The organism is Paenibacillus sp. TSM33 (assembly GCF_056099025.1).
Genome location: NZ_JBLZXB010000017.1, coordinates 484,644 through 502,607 on the forward strand (window position 1 = coordinate 484,644; position 17,964 = coordinate 502,607).

At 47.5% G+C, this 17,964-nt stretch carries 19 protein-coding genes; 1 reads left to right on the forward strand and 18 read right to left on the reverse strand.

From position 1 onward, the window contains the following. Positions 1-2: 2 nt before the first annotated feature. The 15 genes from ACN6NF_RS14095 to ACN6NF_RS14165 form a co-directional block, all read right to left on the reverse strand. Positions 3-1,304 (reverse strand): amidohydrolase, encoded by a 1,302-nt coding sequence (locus ACN6NF_RS14095; RefSeq protein ID WP_090890206.1) that lies wholly within the window; start codon positions 1,302-1,304, stop codon positions 3-5. Then, positions 1,291-1,944 carry a redox-sensing transcriptional repressor Rex gene (locus ACN6NF_RS14100; protein ID WP_257125975.1) on the reverse strand — a complete coding sequence of 218 codons (654 nt, stop codon included), beginning with the start codon at positions 1,942-1,944 and terminating at the stop codon, positions 1,291-1,293. Before ACN6NF_RS14100 ends, ACN6NF_RS14095 begins: the two co-directional genes overlap by 14 nt. A 27-nt stretch (positions 1,945-1,971) precedes the next feature. After that, positions 1,972-4,854 (reverse strand): ATP-dependent DNA helicase DinG, encoded by a 2,883-nt coding sequence (gene dinG, locus ACN6NF_RS14105; RefSeq protein ID WP_474318246.1) that lies wholly within the window; start codon positions 4,852-4,854, stop codon positions 1,972-1,974. Positions 4,855-5,013: 159 nt separating this feature from the next. Then, the gene (locus ACN6NF_RS14110; RefSeq protein WP_474318248.1) at positions 5,014-5,646 is read right to left on the reverse strand and encodes a tetratricopeptide repeat protein; all 633 of its coding nucleotides are present in this window, start codon (positions 5,644-5,646) and stop codon (positions 5,014-5,016) included. 82 nt (positions 5,647-5,728) lie between these two features. After that, positions 5,729-6,112, reverse strand: coding sequence for an aspartate 1-decarboxylase (gene panD, locus ACN6NF_RS14115; RefSeq protein WP_013371641.1), 384 nt, complete (start codon positions 6,110-6,112; stop codon positions 5,729-5,731). Beyond that, on the reverse strand, positions 6,105-7,043 hold the full coding sequence (gene panC, locus ACN6NF_RS14120; RefSeq protein ID WP_474318249.1) for a pantoate--beta-alanine ligase: 939 nt from the start codon (positions 7,041-7,043) through the stop codon (positions 6,105-6,107). The genes panD and panC overlap by 8 nt, the downstream gene beginning before the upstream one ends. Further along, the gene (gene panB / locus ACN6NF_RS14125; RefSeq protein ID WP_016822182.1) at positions 7,040-7,948 is read right to left on the reverse strand and encodes a 3-methyl-2-oxobutanoate hydroxymethyltransferase; all 909 of its coding nucleotides are present in this window, start codon (positions 7,946-7,948) and stop codon (positions 7,040-7,042) included. Before panB ends, panC begins: the two co-directional genes overlap by 4 nt. 345 nt (positions 7,949-8,293) lie before the next feature. Continuing rightward, positions 8,294-9,268 (reverse strand): biotin--[acetyl-CoA-carboxylase] ligase, encoded by a 975-nt coding sequence (locus tag ACN6NF_RS14130; protein ID WP_474318250.1) that lies wholly within the window; start codon positions 9,266-9,268, stop codon positions 8,294-8,296. Further along, the gene (locus tag ACN6NF_RS14135) at positions 9,261-10,583 is read right to left on the reverse strand and encodes a CCA tRNA nucleotidyltransferase (protein WP_474318251.1); all 1,323 of its coding nucleotides are present in this window, start codon (positions 10,581-10,583) and stop codon (positions 9,261-9,263) included. The genes ACN6NF_RS14130 and ACN6NF_RS14135 overlap by 8 nt, the downstream gene beginning before the upstream one ends. Before the next feature lie 53 nt (positions 10,584-10,636). Continuing rightward, positions 10,637-11,800 carry an N-acetyl-alpha-D-glucosaminyl L-malate synthase BshA gene (bshA, locus tag ACN6NF_RS14140; RefSeq protein ID WP_474318252.1) on the reverse strand — a complete coding sequence of 388 codons (1,164 nt, stop codon included), beginning with the start codon at positions 11,798-11,800 and terminating at the stop codon, positions 10,637-10,639. Positions 11,801-11,885: 85 nt separating this feature from the next. Then, positions 11,886-12,578, reverse strand: a complete 693-nt coding sequence (gene bshB1 / locus ACN6NF_RS14145) for a bacillithiol biosynthesis deacetylase BshB1 (protein WP_474318253.1) — start codon at positions 12,576-12,578, stop codon at positions 11,886-11,888. Continuing rightward, positions 12,575-13,012 carry a methylglyoxal synthase gene (gene mgsA / locus ACN6NF_RS14150; protein WP_013371648.1) on the reverse strand — a complete coding sequence of 146 codons (438 nt, stop codon included), beginning with the start codon at positions 13,010-13,012 and terminating at the stop codon, positions 12,575-12,577. Before mgsA ends, bshB1 begins: the two co-directional genes overlap by 4 nt. 56 nt (positions 13,013-13,068) lie before the next feature. Beyond that, a complete protein-coding gene (dapB, locus tag ACN6NF_RS14155; RefSeq protein ID WP_474318254.1) occupies positions 13,069-13,872 on the reverse strand; it encodes a 4-hydroxy-tetrahydrodipicolinate reductase in 804 nt (267 codons plus the stop codon). A gap of 31 nt (positions 13,873-13,903) precedes the next feature. After that, positions 13,904-14,422 (reverse strand): tetratricopeptide repeat protein, encoded by a 519-nt coding sequence (locus ACN6NF_RS14160; protein WP_016822188.1) that lies wholly within the window; start codon positions 14,420-14,422, stop codon positions 13,904-13,906. 50 nt (positions 14,423-14,472) lie between these two features. Then, on the reverse strand, positions 14,473-14,802 hold the full coding sequence (locus ACN6NF_RS14165; protein WP_007430805.1) for a nucleotide pyrophosphohydrolase: 330 nt from the start codon (positions 14,800-14,802) through the stop codon (positions 14,473-14,475). Positions 14,803-15,018: 216 nt separating this feature from the next. Between ACN6NF_RS14165 and ACN6NF_RS14170 the strand changes: the two genes are divergently transcribed. Beyond that, entirely contained in the window at positions 15,019-15,888 is an 870-nt protein-coding gene (locus tag ACN6NF_RS14170) for a YitT family protein (RefSeq protein WP_474318255.1), read from the forward strand. Between the two features lie 76 nt (positions 15,889-15,964). Here the strand turns inward: ACN6NF_RS14170 and ACN6NF_RS14175 are convergent, their stop codons facing one another. The 3 genes from ACN6NF_RS14175 to ACN6NF_RS14185 form a co-directional block, all read right to left on the reverse strand. Continuing rightward, the gene (locus tag ACN6NF_RS14175) at positions 15,965-16,810 is read right to left on the reverse strand and encodes a sporulation protein YpjB (RefSeq protein WP_474318256.1); all 846 of its coding nucleotides are present in this window, start codon (positions 16,808-16,810) and stop codon (positions 15,965-15,967) included. Positions 16,811-16,942: 132 nt separating this feature from the next. Beyond that, positions 16,943-17,593: a DUF1405 domain-containing protein gene (locus ACN6NF_RS14180; protein ID WP_474318257.1), complete on the reverse strand. Its 651-nt coding sequence runs from the start codon at positions 17,591-17,593 to the stop codon at positions 16,943-16,945. A gap of 174 nt (positions 17,594-17,767) precedes the next feature. Beyond that, positions 17,768-17,947, reverse strand: a complete 180-nt coding sequence (locus tag ACN6NF_RS14185) for an IDEAL domain-containing protein (protein WP_013371655.1) — start codon at positions 17,945-17,947, stop codon at positions 17,768-17,770. Between the last annotated feature and the right edge of the window lie 17 nt (positions 17,948-17,964).

A 17,964-nucleotide genomic window follows, 5' to 3' on the forward strand; every position in this document is an offset into this window, starting at 1 on the left:
AATTAGCGCGACAGCAGCCCTTCAAAGGCGGCTTGTGCCTCATGTTTGATACGTTCCTCGTCCATCGTCAGGCATTCGCCATTTTTCACAACCTGACGGCCGTCTACCCACACATGAGCCACGTCTTTGGCACTTGCAGAGTAAACGGCATGGGAAATAAGATCTGTACGCGGCAAGAAATGGGCCTGATTCAGATCTAGCGCGATAAAGTCAGCCTTGTTGCCTGCTGCCAGCGCTCCTACCTCTTTTAAACCAATCGACTTTGCACCATACTCTGTTGCCAGACGCAGTGCTTCATTTGCAGGAACTGCCGTTGGGTCGCCAGATACTCCCTTGTGGATGAGTGCCGCCAGACGCATTTCCTCGAACATATCCAGGTTATTATTGCTGGCAGGACCATCTGTTCCGAGAGAAACGGTCACTCCTGCACGCAGCAATTCAGGCACTCTTGCTACACCACTTGCCAGTTTTAAGTTGCTGCCTGGATTATGTGAAACCGCCACACCCCGTTCCGCCAATAAAGCTATTTCTTCGTCGTTCAAGTGAACGCCATGGGCAACCAGTGAAGGACGGGAGAAAAAGCCAAGCTTATCCAAGTGTGCAACTGGACGCAAACCATAGTCGCGTACGTTTTGTTCAACTTCGGCGATCGTCTCGGACATGTGCGTATGCAATGGTAAGTCGAGATCATGTGCTGCTTGAACAAATTTCTCAATAAACGCAGGCGGGCATGTGTATGGTGCATGCGGAGACATCATCGTTGTAATACGACCGTCTGCTTTTCCATGCCAGTTACGCGCAAAAGTCACGGCCTCAGCCAGCTTGATCCGCTGTTCTTCTTCTGAACAGAGTCCAATGGCTCCACGCATCAGACTTGCACGAATACCCGACTCTTCAGCTACACGAGCCACCTCATCCATATGATCGTACATGTCCAGGAAAGTCGTAGTTCCACCTTTCAGCATTTCCAGCACTGACAAGGATGTTCCCCAGTACACATCTGTAGATGTAAACTTGGCTTCCATAGGCCACATTTTTTCCTGAAGCCACACTTGAAGTGCCAAGTCATCTCCATACCCTCGCAGCAGAGACATCGCCGCATGGCCATGAGTATTGATCAGACCAGGCAAAAACAATAACCCCTTACCGTCGATTGCTTCTGTCTCTTCCTCACCCGCAGGCAAAGTCTCGCCAATGTAAGTAATACGGCTATCCTCCACAATCATAAAACCATGAATTACCCCAGCTTCGGGTCCATTGACGGCAAAAGAACCGTTTTTAATCATCCATTTATTCACTGTCATATTGTACTTCTTCCTTTCCGTCCTCCAGATAATAAGCGAGGCTAAGCAAATCAGTTGTAAAGTCTGTGGCATGTATCCGAATGTTAGCTGGTGCCTTGAGAATGATAGGTGCAAAGTTTAAAATCGCTCCAATTCCACTCTCAATGAGCCTATCAGCTACATGTTGTGCCTCAAAATCAGGAACAGTAATAATCCCGATTCGGATATTTTTTTCTTTCACAGTCGCTTCCAGTTCATCCATCGGCTGTACGACCAAGGTATTGATTCTGGTCCCAACCTTATCCGGGAACGCATCAAATACCGCCACAATCTTCATATTGTCTTTTAAATAAGCATTATAGTTCGATAGGGCTTGACCCAGATTACCCGCTCCGACCAATACTACGTTAATTTGCTGGTCGATTTTCAGGATATGGCGTATTTTCTCAATTAGATAAGAAACATCGTAACCGATGCCCTTCCGACCAAAATCGCCAAAATAAGCAAGATCTTTACGAATTTGGGCCGGGTTCAAATCTAACCTCTGCCCCAGCTCTTGAGAAGAGACCGTAGCCACCTCCCGTTTGTGCAGTGCATTCAGATAACGTAAATATACGGGTAATCTCCGTACCACAGCCTCTGAAATTTTATCTGATTTCATACTTGCTCCCCCTAATTGTAACGGACTTTAGGTGTCCGTCCGTTGTGCCTCTGTCTCCGGGGCGGATTGGAGCCATTCGGCGATGCGAGGCACCATTTGCTCCGATGGCATATGCTCCATTTTTGGTCCCGGTAACGAGTACAAAAAGTGCTTTCCGTAATAGGATTCGATCACACGCGTATCGTAAACGATGACGACTCCGTGGTCGCTCGCTGTACGTACCAATCGCCCAAATCCCTGCTTGAAGCGAATAACTGCTTGTGGTACAGACAGCTTCATAAATGGATTCTTCTTCTGCTGCTGGAGCAACTCGCTTTTGGCCTCCAGTAACGGGTGATTGGGCGGTTGAAACGGCAAGCGAACGATGGCCAGACAAGTCAAAGCCTTCCCTGGAATATCGACGCCTTCCCAAAAGCTACTGGTTCCAAGCAATACAGAAGCTTTGGCTTCCTGAAAACGGCGGGTTAGCTTGCTGCGACTCCCACTGTCCACACCTTGTCCTAACACGGTAATATCGCTGGACGCTAACGCCTCTTTGAGCGGCTCATACACTTGCCGGAGCATCCGATAGGAAGTAAACAGAACGAGCATTCTCCCCCGCGTCGCCTGGGCAGTCGCTCCTAGAGAGCTAACGAGCATCTCTACAAAATGTGCATCTCCTACACTGCCCTTCACACTCGGAAAATCTCGCGGAATGACCAGCAACACCTGATCCCTATAATTAAAGGGTGATGGGAGCTGTGACGTCATTAATCGTCCTTGATCTGCGGCCTCCTGCAAACCGAGTTGATCGGTCATGTACTGAAACGATTTATCTACCGATAAAGTAGCAGATGTCAGAATAATACTTCTTTTTTTGTCAAAAAACATTTCTTTCAACTGGCGGCTCACATCGACGGGCACCGCATAAAATTGCAATGATTTACTACGGAATTGTCCACTCGCTTCAAGCCAATATACGGTTGTTTCATCATCGAGTCGTATAAAGAAGCGCAAATTTTCCCTAATCCCCGCCAAATCCTTAAGCAGACCCGTGATATCTGTAATGAGACTATCCGCCGCATAATCGTCATGTTCTTCCTTGACATCCAGCATCAGCTTGTCGCCCTTGCGCAAAATTTCGCTCAATGTTACATAAAGCTGATTTTCCAATGCCGCCGCCTGATCCCACTTTGCAGGCTTGGCTGACGGTTTGAGACGCGAAGAAAATTGCCCCGTTTCACCTGGTGTAGCATCAGTTCGCTCCGGCAACATGCCAAACAGCTTATCACTTAGTAAGTCCCAAGTTTCCTTAACCTCTAACACAAGTGGGTACAACTGATCAATGACCGAGGCCCATTCCGTCGACTTCTCATGCCCCGACTTTGCCAACTGCTGACGTAACGAAGGCAATTGCCCATTCTTGCTGTCCTTGAACAATCGAGTCAGCGTATGCACGAGTGTGAAATATTTCATATGCATGCCCAGGTGCTTACCAGCTACTTCCTCTAGATGATGTGCCTCATCAATCACCAAGTGTTCATAGCTAGGCAGCAGTTGATGACTTGCTTTGACGTCGGTGAACAGCTTGGAGTGATTCGTTATAACCACATCCGCTGTTCCTGCTTCATGACGTGCACGATGATAGTAGCATTTGCGGAACCATGGACAAGAACGACCAAGACAGGACTCGGAATCACTAGCTACCGTTTCCCAAAAATCCCCTCCACGGTTGCTCAGGTTTAGTTCCTCATCATCACCGGTTTCTGTCAGAGTCAGCCAGACAATCATTTGAGCCGCTGTAATCAAGTCTTCCTTTGGTGTCGCGAAGTCTCTTCTGTTTATTTTATGTTCAAACTTACGCAGACACAAATAATGCCCCCGTCCCTTAAAGATGGCAGCACGGAACGGGAACGGAATCACTTTTGTCAGCATCGGAATATCACGCTCTCGCAATTGCTCCTGCAGATTAATGGTATGCGTGCTTACGGTGACCCTCTGCCCATATTTTACACTGTGATACAGTGACGGAAGCAAATAGCCCAGGGACTTCCCTGTTCCTGTACCCGCCTCGATCAACAAATGCTTATCTTGACTCAGGGCTTGATTTACACCCTCAATCATTTGTATCTGCGCCTCGCGCTCCTCATATTGGCTCAAGGATGAACGCAAATTGTCCCGTACATCATCCATATACTCCTCAAAGGAAACGCCTGACAGTGGATTCGGATCATCTTCTCTGCGTGGAGCAGCCAGTTCAGTCCAATCTTCCACTTTAAGCGCAAGCTGACGAAAAAACTGATGTTTCTCCAAATCCTGAATAGGGTCTAACTCTTTCTCTTCTCGTACGCCGTCAAGAAACCATCCCAGGTCACTGTCTTCCTCTGCGAACAAATCGCTAAGCCGCTGTATCGTTATCAGAGGTAATGCCTGAAGCTCACCCAGACACTTTAAAAACACCTCAGCCGTAGCCAACGCGTCACTGTCTGCTTGATGAGGGCGGTCATGCGCCAGACCAAACTCAGAGGAAACAAAACCTAGCTGATAAGAGGATAACGATGGAAACATAATTTTCAGAAAATCCATCGTATCTAAAATTCTACCGCTAAAGGGTAAGTATCCACATCGGTCCAAAGCGCTTTGCAAAAAATTGAAATCAAACGCCACGTTATGACCGACGAGTACGACATCGTCCAGCATAGGCACGAGTTCCATCATCATTTCTTCGAGTGCAGGTGCATCCTTGACGTCATCGTCTGTAATTCCGGTCAACCCGGTGATAAAAGGTGGAATAGATCTTCCAGGGTTTACATAAGAGCCGTAAACACGGGAAATGCTGTTATCATGATCTATAATTGCAAGTCCGACTTGAATGATATCATCCGCGGACTGGGTGCCTGTCGTTTCAAAATCCAATACCGCAAATTTCATTCGAGCTTAATCCTTTCTTATGACACATACAAAAATAATAACTCTGTATAATAGCATAGCAGAAGATTGTCTATTTGGAAATTAAGACAGCCAAAAAAGACGATGCATATACGCCGCCTAAGGAGGTGGGCATGCATCGTCTTACTCGGTGTCTGACAACTACATCCAGGTCAACAAGGAACTGTCGTAGCGAAGCTTTTCGGCACCAGACAAACAGGCTTGCATATTGTGCAGTGGCTCGGACAGCGTTGGATCGAACTGATGAGCAAGAGCAAAATATTTTTGCGCCTCTTTTACGTCAGCCTGCTTTGCCATCAGACAGCCTAGCGCATTATAGATGACCGCTTTTAGCCCTGACTGTTCAGTCAGGTGTAGCACCTTTTGAAACTGGCTTATAGCCTCTGCTGGATCATCCAGTTGAAAATGCGCCATCCCCATATACAAGCGACTCTGCCAGCTGTTTGGAAAATGCTGTAGCACCTGCTCAAATTGCTGGATTGCCTCCGGGTACATAAGTAATCGATAATACCCTTGCCCCCGGTTAAATGCGGGTAGCTCCTTTTCAGGCAGTTCGGCGTCAGACATGTCGGTCTCTGTGGAAAAGCCGGCTGCACGCAGGCAAACCATTTTTTCCTCAAAGGCCAGCCACTCATCCATAATTCCGTCACTCATTCTCCGCAGCAGACTCCAGTGCTGTAGCAGCTCCTGTCTGCGGGGGCCCTGGGCTGATGGGTAATGCTTCACGATATCATCTAACATGCTGTTCATTTCTGCGAATACATGCTGGAACATGTGCATCCCGCCCTTACGAAAGATGGATTAATACACTCACATTTTTCGCTTAAAAGACGGGTTTCATCCGCACTCCCATTCATTACATGATCGTTGCATGTACTTCCTTGTTCATCGTTTGAGCTGGTTTATTATGTTCATCCACAAATACCACAGTTGGTTTGTATGTTTTGGCCTCTTCATTCGACATGGAAGCATAGGAAATAATAATGACTGTGTCACCGGGCTGGACCAGACGGGCTGCTGCACCGTTGAGACAAATCACACCGCTCCCACGCGGTCCGGGGATCACATAGGTTTCCAGTCGAGCTCCATTGTTATTGTTTACAATTTGAACCTTTTCATTCTCCAGCAGATCCGATGTCTCCATTAAATCTTCATCTATGGTAATACTCCCCACATAGTTCAGGTTTGCTTCGGTAACCGTCGCGCGGTGAATTTTTGATTTCATCATGGTTCTAAACATGGGAAAGTACCTCCACTTTCTGTATTCTTATATTATCAATCAGTCGGGTATTCCCAAATTTTACGGCTAGCGCAACAATGACATCTTCTTGCACATCACATAGGCGCTGCTCAGGGCGAAGGGGCTCCAGGCCAGGAAATGTTAATATTTCAATGTAGTCAATATCTGCCAATGGAGATGAGGCGATGGTCGACTCCACCATTTGATGTAACTGCTCAATCGTAATGGTGCTCTGTACAATATCTTCGCTCACTTCTTGCACCTTGCGCAGTGACTGGGACAGCACTAACGCCTGCTCTCGCTGTTCTGCACTTAAATAGACATTACGGGAGCTAAGGGCCAAACCATCGGCCTCTCTAACAATAGGGCAAGGTATGAGGGTCACATTCATGTTGAGATCGGTCACCATTTGTTGAAGCACAGCAACCTGCTGCGCGTCCTTCATGCCAAAGAAGGCCAAATCAGGACCTATCATGTTGAAAAGCTTGGCTACCACTGTAGTCACACCATCAAAATGGCCAGGACGGGAAGCACCGCACAAGCGGTCTGTCAAAGCTGATACGCGAATTTTGGTTTGAGTTGGCTGAGGATACATTTCTGCTACAGTCGGCAAAAATACAATATCCACGCCTTCCCGCCGTGCTACTTCCAAATCACGAGCTTCATCGCGAGGATAGCTGTCCAAATCCTCGGTAGGTCCAAATTGGATCGGATTAACGAAAATACTAAGCACGACCGTATCTGCCATTTCACGCGCCTTTTGCATCAAGCTCGCGTGTCCTTCGTGCAGGTATCCCATTGTTGGTACAAAGCCGACTTTATGTTGTTGTACAGAGGCAGAATCGTGTACCATTTTTGCTCCATTGGCCCCAAGCTGCCGACGTTCGGCAATAACCTTACGCAGTTGAGCCACTTCTCTTACGATGATCATGACTGTGATTCCACCTTTTCCTTAGCTTGTTCCTGCGCTTGTCCTTTTGCCTGACCGTACAAGGACTCCAGGGACTCCACAACGCGATCATCCGCGCTGAACACATGCTCTGCGGCCGGGAATGCCCGCCCTTTCACATCGCTCACATACTGCTCAATGCTGCTGCGGATCAAGCCGCCTACATCGGCATAGGTTTTAACAAAACGTTTACTGAAATATGGCGATGCATATTGAATCAGATCGTGATAAACCAGTACCTGACCGTCACATCCACGTCCTGCACCGATTCCAATGGTTGGAATGGAAAGTTCTTTAGAGATCGCCGTTGCCACTTCCTCAGTCACTAATTCCAGCACAATACCAAAGGCACCGGCCTGCTCTAACGCCTTGGCATCAGCCATTAAGCGGCGTGCGTCTGCTTCGTCCTTACCTTGAATGCGATAACCGCCAATCTGATTAACCGATTGCGGAGTAAGTCCGATATGTCCCAGCACAGGCACACCTGCCTGAACAGTCGCTTTTACGACATCGGCAATTTCAGCTCCGCCCTCCAGTTTAACAGCATGCGCATGCCCTTCCTGCATCAAACGGCGGATGCCTTGAAGACTTTCGGATATGCTGCCGTGATATGTCATAAAAGGCATGTCCGCTACGATAAACGTATGCTCGGCGCCTCTTGCCACTGTCCGGGAATGGTACACCATATCATCCAGGGTCACAGGGATGGTCGAATCGTAACCAAGAACTACGTTACCCAGCGAGTCACCCACGAGAATGATATCAATTCCCGCCTCCTCGGCTATTTTAGCCGATGGATAATCATAGGCGGTCAGCATACTGAGCGGAATGCCCTCTTGCTTCATTTTTTTCATTTTTACAATATTCAGTGCTTGTTTTCCTGCCATTGTGAATGGCTCCCTTCCATCTTTTTTTGGCACAAAAAATAACCTTTTATGAACGCCTGTACATATGCGTCATCAAAAGGTCCGAACAGCCAAAAAAGACACTCATTTTGAGATCGTCCCTTCTGTCTCGGTCCTGTTCGGCTCAGAGCAGAATCCAACGTAACCTTCAAATGAAGTTATGATGGTCTTACAAACTTGCTAAAGTAGAGCATGTGCCCTTGGAGTGCAGCTCGGACCGTCCGATGCCGCCTCCTGCACAGTATAACAAAAAATATCAGCTTTTTCACGTGAAGTTTTACACAGGAAACAGAAAAATTGTGGTCGTATACTCAGCTAAGGTCGCTTCTACAATTGTATATCCCCTGAAATGACCTGAATTCGCTCACCCTGGTCCGTTTCTATAACGAGTGCTCCTGAAGGGTCCAAGCCAACCGCTGTACCTTCTACCGCTTTCCCTTGTCCCGTATGTGCACGGACGCTGCGGTTCATCGTCACAGATAACGCCTCCCACAGCATGGCTATAGGCTGGAACCCCTGCTCGGCATATAGCTTGCTTAGCTGCTCCATTTCTTCCAAAACAGCAGCAATCAGCCCAGTACGGTCAACTTCAAGCCCTGCCTCTATTTTCAAAGATGTCCCTACATGGGATAACTCTTCCGGGTAATCTTCTACATTCAAATTAACGTCAATGCCAATCCCTGCAATGCAGTATCGAACCCGTTGATCCTCTGTTGCAGATTCCAGCAGAATACCGGATACTTTGCGACCATGAATCAGCAGATCGTTGGGCCATTTGATACCTGCCTCTACACCTGTCAGTCGGCGAATAGCCCTACACACCGCCACACCTGTAAGCAGCGTTAGCTGGGGGGTAAAGGCCAAGGGCTGGGTGGGGCGCAATACAATGCTCATCCAGATACCTTTGCCGCGAGGGGAATACCATTTCCGCCCCAGACGTCCCCGACCTGCCGTTTGTTCCTCCGCAAGCACTAACGTCCCCTCCGGCGCCCCCTCTTCTGCCAAACGCATTGCATCCTGCTGAGTGGATACCGTTGAGTCCAGAATAACGATACGCTGACCAAACGATTGAGTAGTTAACATATCTGCCAATTTAGAAACTTCCAGCCGGTCTGGCTGAGATATCAGCCGATAGCCCCGACGTGAGGAGGCATCGATATTATAACCCAGCTCACGCAGTTTGTTGATCTGCTTCCATACCGCTGTACGACTAACCGACAGTCTTCGGCTAATCTCCTCCCCGGATACGTAATCAGATGAACCTTCCTCCAGTATGCCTAACAATCTTTCATGATTATTCACTACTCATCACCCGTTTCACTTCCTGAAGCAATGTTTCTGTTTCATTCGGGATATCTCCGCAAGCGACCGCTTGTAAAAGCCGTTCCATCATCTGTCCCAGCCAAGGTCCGCCTGGTCGATTCATTGCCTGAACCAGTTCATTTCCAGTAATATTTAAATCCTTGATCCGAACGACTCCTGCCTGCTGAGTCCACAAGTTTGCCAGTTCGGCAATTTTCTTCACATGTTTTTCTACCCATGGCGGTAATTCGCGGAACGGTGAAGGCAGTGTCTTGTGAAGCTCCAGCCAGTCTGTAGCTGTGTCCTTTCCCAGCTTAATTAACAAACGAATCCAGCTACGACGCAGCGCCTCATCGTTGATACGGTCGGAATCGCTCGAAACTGAGTTGCCAGCTATGGCAACAGCATGACTGATGAGCTCAGTCTCCCATTCCAATAAATGAACCAAACGTAGACGTACAGCGTTGGAGAAAGTCCAAGCTCTTAAAAGCTCGTCCGCTGCCTCTGAGCTAAGTCTACAAGACATAAGAAGCAAACCCCACCTCAGCTCTGCTGGCAGCTGCACGATCTCCTGGAGCGCCTGAGCGTCACATTGTTTCCAGGGAACCGGAACCTTCGTACAGCCCAGCAATCCGCTACGGCCCAGCATCTCCAGTCCACGTAATGGGTCAGGTCCCGCTAGCATCTTTTCTAACTCGACTCGTACCCGTTCCATGGCTATGAATCGAAGTCCCTCTCTGCGACGAATCATACCTTTCCAGGTATTGTAGGCCACTCGGAACCGAAATACAGAGGCAAAACGGATGCAGCGCAGCATTCGCAGCCCGTCCTCCTCAAAGCGTTCCTCAGCTCGTCCCACACAACGAACAAGAGCGGCTCGCAAATCATGTTCCCCTCCAAACGGGTCCACTCGCTCCCCGTGTTCAGCCATTGCAATCGCGTTCATCGTAAAATCGCGCCGCATCAGGTCCTCACGGATGTCCTTCACAAAGAATACTTCCGTTGGACGGCGATGATCGGTATAACCGCTTTCCGTACGAAAAGTGGTCACCTCGAATGCATGACCATTCTGCATGACCGTTACCGTCCCATGCTGGATTCCTGTCGGAATAACATGAGGGAATAGCGCTAAAACCTCTTCAGGCTCAGCCGAGGTGGTCAGATCCATATCATGAATAGCACGTCCTAATAGCTCATCCCGCACACAGCCACCGACCCAATAAGCTTCGTGGCCTGCTGTGGTTAGTGTATGTATGACCTCTCTGCCATGAAGAGCCATCTCTGGGTCAGCATGTTGCCAAGTATTTGTATTCACAGGGTTTCCCCCTTTGCAAGTATTCAATAAAAAACGGACGCGAGTCCGCCCCCTTAAACGCTGATCGGTTTAAGATCCGGCACCTCGCGTCCCAACACACGGTAATAAATCTCTTCATATTGACGAGTAATCAGCTCATTACAGAATACGGTACGTGCGCGTGTCAGGCACGCTTCACGGAAACGTTCCGCTATTGCTTCATCGGACAACAGTTCTACTGCATATTCTGCCATCGCCTCTGTATTACCAATTTCAGCAAGATACCCTGTACTTCCATGTACAACGAGTTCAGGTACTCCTCCTGCCTGAGAGCCAATTGTTGGCACTCCGCAGGCCATGGCTTCCAGCGCAACTAGACCAAAACTTTCTTTCTCCGACGGAAGCAACAGCACATCCGCCATAGAAATCACTTCTGCGATTTGATCCTGCTTACCCAAAAAGAAGACTTTGTCCTGCAATCCTAAACTTTCGATCTTACAACGAATTTTTGGTAGATCCGGTCCTTCTCCTACCAACAGCAGCTTCGCAGGTACCTTTTGTTGCACTCTGTCGAATATATCCAGCACATCCCCCACCCTTTTAACAGGACGGAAATTGGAAATATGCATCATAATTTTTTCGTGCGGTTGGGCGAAATCTCTCCTAAGCGCAGCAGCATCTCGCGGATAATATACTCGTTTATCTACAAAGTTGTAGGTCAAATCAATAGGTCGTGTTATTTCCAACGCATCAATTGTCTCCCGAATCAAATCCTTGGAGACCGCTGTTACAGCATCGCTTTTGTTAATAGCCAGTCGAATCAGATCCTTTAATGATTCATCCTGTGCCAACACTGTAATATCTGTACCGTGCAGAGTGGTAACCACTTTCAAATGATCGCCCACCATTTCCTTCGCCAAATAAGCGCATACTGCATGCGGTACAGCATAATGGACATGAAGTACATCCAAATTCTTCATTTGAGCCACCTGGGCCATTTTTGTCGCTAGCGACAAATCATATGGCGGATATCTAAACACGTAATAATCGTTAACCTCAACTTCGTGATAAAAAATATTTTTCTGGAACGCCCCGCCTAATCTGAACGGAATGCTATTGGCAATAAAATGGACCTCATGCCCTTTTTCTGCCAGCAACTTGCCCAGTTCCGTAGCCACAACGCCAGAGCCACCCAGCGACGGATAACAGGTAATCCCAATTTTCAGTTTGTCATTCAAGCTAAGCTGCCTCCTTCCGTCCATCCATATTCACTCGTATGCCCATGTATTTCAGCATTCTACAACATGCGTAAGTATATAATCGTTATGTGAATAGCTTAACCAGATATGGCGTTTTGGACGCAAATCCTTCTGCATATGAAATCAGTTTACGTTGACCCAACAACGAATCCCGAGCTTTTACACGTTCCACATACCCCTGATTCAGTGGTGTGGATACCGTATCCTTCCCAGGCGTTGCCTGGAATTGCGAAGCATAACTCAACAACGACTGTTCCTTGGCTTCATAATGCTCCGTAATGTCCACGATCAAGTCTGTTCTGCCGATATCATTAATGAAATAAAAATATAATTGCTCTACCTGTACCGCAGGACTTTCTGGCATAAAACGTCTCAACTTGGCGTTAAACACAGCTTCCTCTACTAACTTGCTGCACATGACATGATCCGGATGCCGATCCTCCCAATAAGGAGCAAATACAACTTTTGGTGCATGGCGTCTGATTTCTGCTGTAACTGCAGCTACATGTTCAGGAGTTATATATAACCCACGATCAGGCAGACCCAAATTCGTCCGTACAGCAAGCCCAAGCACTTTCGAAGCGTGTTCAGCTTCTGCCATACGAGTGTCCACATCACCATTAGATGACATTTCAGCCCGTGTCAAATCGCACACTCCCACCTTCAACCCAGCGGCTGTATGCTTGGCAATTGTGCCTCCCATTCCTATTTCTGCATCGTCGGCATGGGCTCCGAAAATCAGGATGTCCAGCGTCATTTTACATCACCCTGCTGATCAATGCCCGGTTTATATTTATGTACCAGCTCACGCCAAGCAAAATCGCCACGATCCAGCGCTTTAACCAGTATTTCAGCAGTTGCAACGTTAGTTGCCAAAGGAATCCCCTGTACATCACACAGACGTAATAATGCGCTAATGTCCGGCTCATGCGGCTGTGCCATGAGTGGATCACGCAAAAATATAATCAAGTCCATGTCATTTTGCGCAACCATAGCCCCGATTTGCTGATCTCCACCAAGCGGCCCAGACATGAAGCGGTGAATTTGAAGCTTGGTTTGCTCCATAATGCGCTGACCTGTTGTACCTGTTGAATACAATTGGTGATCTGTAAAAACATGCTCATATGCCGTTATAAAATTTACCATTTCATCCTTTTTGCGATCATGCGCTATAAATGCAATCTTTAACATTCGAAATTCCTCCTGCCTCATTCTATAATTCCATTCATTAATTCATTCGTATATTCTTAATCGATGTAATGCTCAAAACCATATACAAGCCCTGGGTGCTTCATTACCTTCTGGATACCGATTTTAACACCAGGCATGTATCCAGCCCGTTCGTATGAGTCCTGACGAATTTTCAGAGATTGTCCAAATCCTCCAAATACGACTTCTTGCTGTGCGAACACACCGGGAAGACGGACACTGTGAATGCGGAAACCTTGATAGTAACCGCCACGCGATCCTTCTAGCGTTTCTTCCTCTTCCGGGTTGCCTTGTCGTAGCTCCTCACGCTGCTCGGCGATCAGTTCAGCAGTCTTAATGGCTGTACCTGAGGGCGCGTCCAATTTTTGGTCGCCATGATATTCGATGATTTCCAGATGTGGGAAATATTTCGCTGCCTGAGCCGCAAACCGCATCATCAAAATGACGCCAATCGAAAAGTTGGGCGCAATCAGACCACCAATTTGTTGCTCACGACATTGCTTGTCCAGTTCTTCAATTTGTTCAGGAGTAAACCCTGTCGTCCCGATAACTGGACGAACTCCATGCTTAATAGCAAGCGCTGTATGTGCATACGCAAAACGTGGCCCCGTAAAGTCAACCATGACATCGGCTCGACTCTCCAGTAAAGCCTGCTCTACATCCTCCATAATAGCGATACCAGCTTCCGGTAGTCCGACGAGAAGGCCGGCATCACTGCCGGCGTGTGTTCTGTTCACTGCGGCTACAAGCTGTAGTTCCTCATCCTGAAGAACCAATTTGACCACCTCACGGCCCATACGTCCTGCTGCTCCAACGACAGCCACTTTTATTGGTTCTGACATATCCCTACAACTCCTTATGCATCCATTTGTGCTAGATTTGTTCATTCATCTGCTGGCATAATTTCTTCATGAGGTTGGCAAGCTGCACATTGTGAGGAAACAGCGCTGCAGCCTCACGAGCAGCCTGCACAGCCAGCTTATATTCATTCAATTCGTCATAAATCAAAGCGAGCAGTAAAAATGCGTCACCACATAACGGATCAAGGGAAATTGCCCGTTCGAGCAGCAAAATCGCATCCTGGCGCATCTGTGGCGTAGCTCTGTCGACCTCCAGCATTTTTCTGGCCTTTTCTGTATACTGCCTGGCTTCCTGCGCATGCAGATGGAGAACATATTCATCCTGCTGTGGAGCGAGACGGACCGCATGCTCTGCATATGCCAGGGCCTGCTCCAATCGTCCACTGCGAGCATAGGTAACCGAGCAACGGAAATAATGCTCCGCATGATCAGGCTGGGCTGAAATCGCTTTTTCAAACCATTCCACCGCCTGCTCAAAATCGTTCTGCAAAATACACTGATAAGCTTTCTGAACGTATTCCTCCGCCTTCATGACACTGCACCTCCGGGTAACCGGTTTGGTACAGCATATGTACAAAACGCCTAATCGGTGTCCTTTTTGGTCCAGCGATTCGCGTCACGCGTGTTAAATTTATGCATAACCTTATCATGTGCCTCAGTCAAATTGATACCCAGTGAGTTCGCAAAGCAAACAGTGATGAACAAAATGTCCCCCAGCTCCAGCTCAATGGAATTGTCCGCCTCATCCGTTTTTTTCGGTTTCTCACCAAAGGAGTGATTGACTTCCCTCGCCAGTTCACCGACTTCCTCGGACATCCTGGCCAACATGGCCAAAGGACTGAAGTACCCTTCCTTAAATTGAGAGATGTACTGGTCTACCTCACGTTGAATTTCATCTAACGATTTTTCCATAAAACACGCCATCCCCCCATGTGCAGGTTTATTCATATGTTATCGTAAAGCACATTTTAAAACAAATTTTTTTTAATTGTGAACTAGCGATACCAACTTGCAGTCATCTGTCTTTTAAAGATGCCGCAAAAAGGTATACTAAACATAAGGGTCTGCGATTTAGCAAAAAAATTGTATGTAGTCGCACAGCCTTAAACTGCTACTGTGAGGGATCATATGAAAATATCCAAGTCCATGGAACAGCTTAAATTGATTTTGCCCATCGTATTTGGCACCGCCATCTATGCATTCGGTCTGCTTTATTTTATTATACCCAGTAAACTGATGGAAGGCGGTATTACAGGGATTACCCTGCTGCTAAATTATGCTTTTTCGATTTCACCTTCTCTCTCCACTTTGTTTCTGAACATTCCATTATTTTTAATTGGATGGAAAATGCTTGGGGGCAAGCAGATTATATATACGGGGGTTGGTATCGGGTCGCTCACATTCTTTCTGTGGTTGTTTGAAAAAATGATTCATCTCGGATGGATGGGGACCTTTCAGACTGAACACGATTTTATACTTTCTTCATTATATGCGGGGGTTACGCTTGGGGCCGGGTTAGGTATTGTGTTCCGCTTTGGCGGCACTACTGGAGGCTCGGATATTATCGCTCGTATTTTAAACCGGAAGTTTGGCTGGAGTATGGGAAGGATTATGCTGGTCATTGATATTGTCATTATCGGCGCTTCATTACTTTACATACCCAAAGAAAAAATTCTATATACATTAGTGGCTGTGTTCATCGCGTCCAAGATTATTGATTTTATACAAGAAGGGGCGTACTCTGCCAGAGCCTTTATGATTATCAGCGACCACACGATGGATATCGCAGATATTATTACCAGGGATATGGATCGCGGAGTTACCATTATTCCGGCTGTAGGTGCATTTTCCAAACAGGCTAAGCATGTTGCCTATTGTGTCGTGTCCCGTCAAGAAATACGGCGACTGCATCAAATTGTTAAATCGGTTGATCCGCGGGCTTTTATCATCATTCAAGATGTGCATGATGTACATGGCGAAGGGTTCAAAGAAGAATAGCCCGGTAATCCGGGCAATGGGCTGACATATATAGATGGCTCCACAGCCAGCGATGCGAATGTTCAAACTTTCATCATTACCCAGTGAAACCAGCCCGATATTTACGATAACCTGCATAGGCCAGCGTCAACAGCACAATCATGCCGATAGCCAATTCAGCCCGGCGTTCACTCTCACGCGGGATAAATGGCGCCAGTGCGGTAGCGTCTTTTTCACGTCCAAACAAGGCATTCAACGTCGGGTTGCCCTGGTCCAGTGCTCCTCTAATCGCTGAGGCATCTGCATTTTGCTGATCCCCCAATCCTTTGACGTAGGAAATCCAGGAATCAGTCCGCACGACCTCGGTTGTTCTGCCCTGGATCAATGCTGCTGTACGGATCGTTTCATAGTGATCCTCTAGAACTGCGGTTCCAGCTTTGAATCCCTTCATATTCCCTTTAGCAAACTGGTTATTCAAGCCGCTAACATCTTCTCTTAAAATCTTATAATACTGCTGCCATAAAGGCTGGCGCGGGTGCGCAAGCGCATCTGTCGCAAGCCGTAAATTGGCCGCTGCCTTCACCCATTCATCCGGTGATGCTTGAACCGACTGTGTGGCTTGCTGCACCTCCAGGATGCTGCCGGATAGAGCATGAATGGCCTCTACAGATAGCGCGGCCTGCACCTGTCCAGTGCTGAACCCTCTGCTCACCTCGGCTACATCCGCACGCGCTTTTTCAATATTCCCGTCCATTACGTCACGGTACAGTGTCGCAGCTGCATGATCCAGTTCTTCAATTTCCTTAGTAGAACCTACAGGTTTAGTCTGCTCGCGTGCTTCTGCCATACCTGGAGGGACGCAGACGGACAGCAGCAGGACCATGGATAACACAATACTCGAAACCACACGTAACGTAATATGACCCCCCCGACCCCTAATCATAGGACATCCCTCCTCACCTTACTGTATGGCAAGGCTAACGGGACTAGAACTTGCTTTAGGGCAATCGTTTGAACAGTATCTTCCTGTTTCAGCACTGCCACTAAAATATCATCTAAAGGAAGTCGCCCGTACTCAAGCTAGTTCACGATAAGACGATACCTTCCGATTGCGTGCCAGCATGGCAAGCCATGCCGCTGCAATACTAACAAGGGTCAGCATATAAGTAAAAGTACGCACTTGCGTCACATCATCCGTTAGCGTCCTGGGAAGATAGGGGTATATGCCATAGGTATAATCCATCGTATCATTTAATAACGTCCACAGTGCGGCCAGACCTAAAGCAATCCATCTACAGCTAAAAAAACGTACAAACAGTAAAGCTTCGACCGCCATTGCTGTGTGAGATGCTATCAGCATCCAATCCTGCCATACCATAGGTCCCCCCTGCGCAACTCCCCACAAAATAATAGCCGAAGCCCAAATACCGTACTTTACACTCGTCACGACAGCTAACGCTTCCATAATCTGACGAATGACCTTCAAGCTTTTGAGATGTGGAGGATAGAGCAAAAATGCTATAGAAATCGAAAAAAATAGGCTGGCCGTTGGACTATCAGGCACAAATACAATCTGCCACGCCGGGTGATAATTCAGTGTATATTCCAGCTGTCCCTCATACCATATGTACCCATATACCGTCCCAACCAAATTACACCAGAACAGCAGCCACAAAAAAGGCCGGCTCGTCAAGAACGACCGGCTCCACAAATAAGATAACGACACGTTCTTCATCCTCCGTTCATACGACAGTTGCCTTGTACAGGCACTATCCTACAAAGACTATATCATATCCAAGCGTGTCAAAAAAACCTGACCGCCGTTACGGTCAGGTTTGATGATATAATCTTGAACTGGCGCTTGGTCTAAAATGACCAACTTAAGCTTTTCAAAAGCGTTCTAACTCATTGCTTTCAGCTCATCCGTAAGATGACGAAAAGCTACTTCATCTCCGGAGGCTAACGCCTCATCAATATCCTTGTAGAGTTTTTCACTCCGGTGTTTACGTAATGCCTCGTCCAAAACCATTTCAGCAGACAGGCCCAACATTACCTCATAAGTAACCTTCATTTTATCCATAGGATGCACCTCCAACA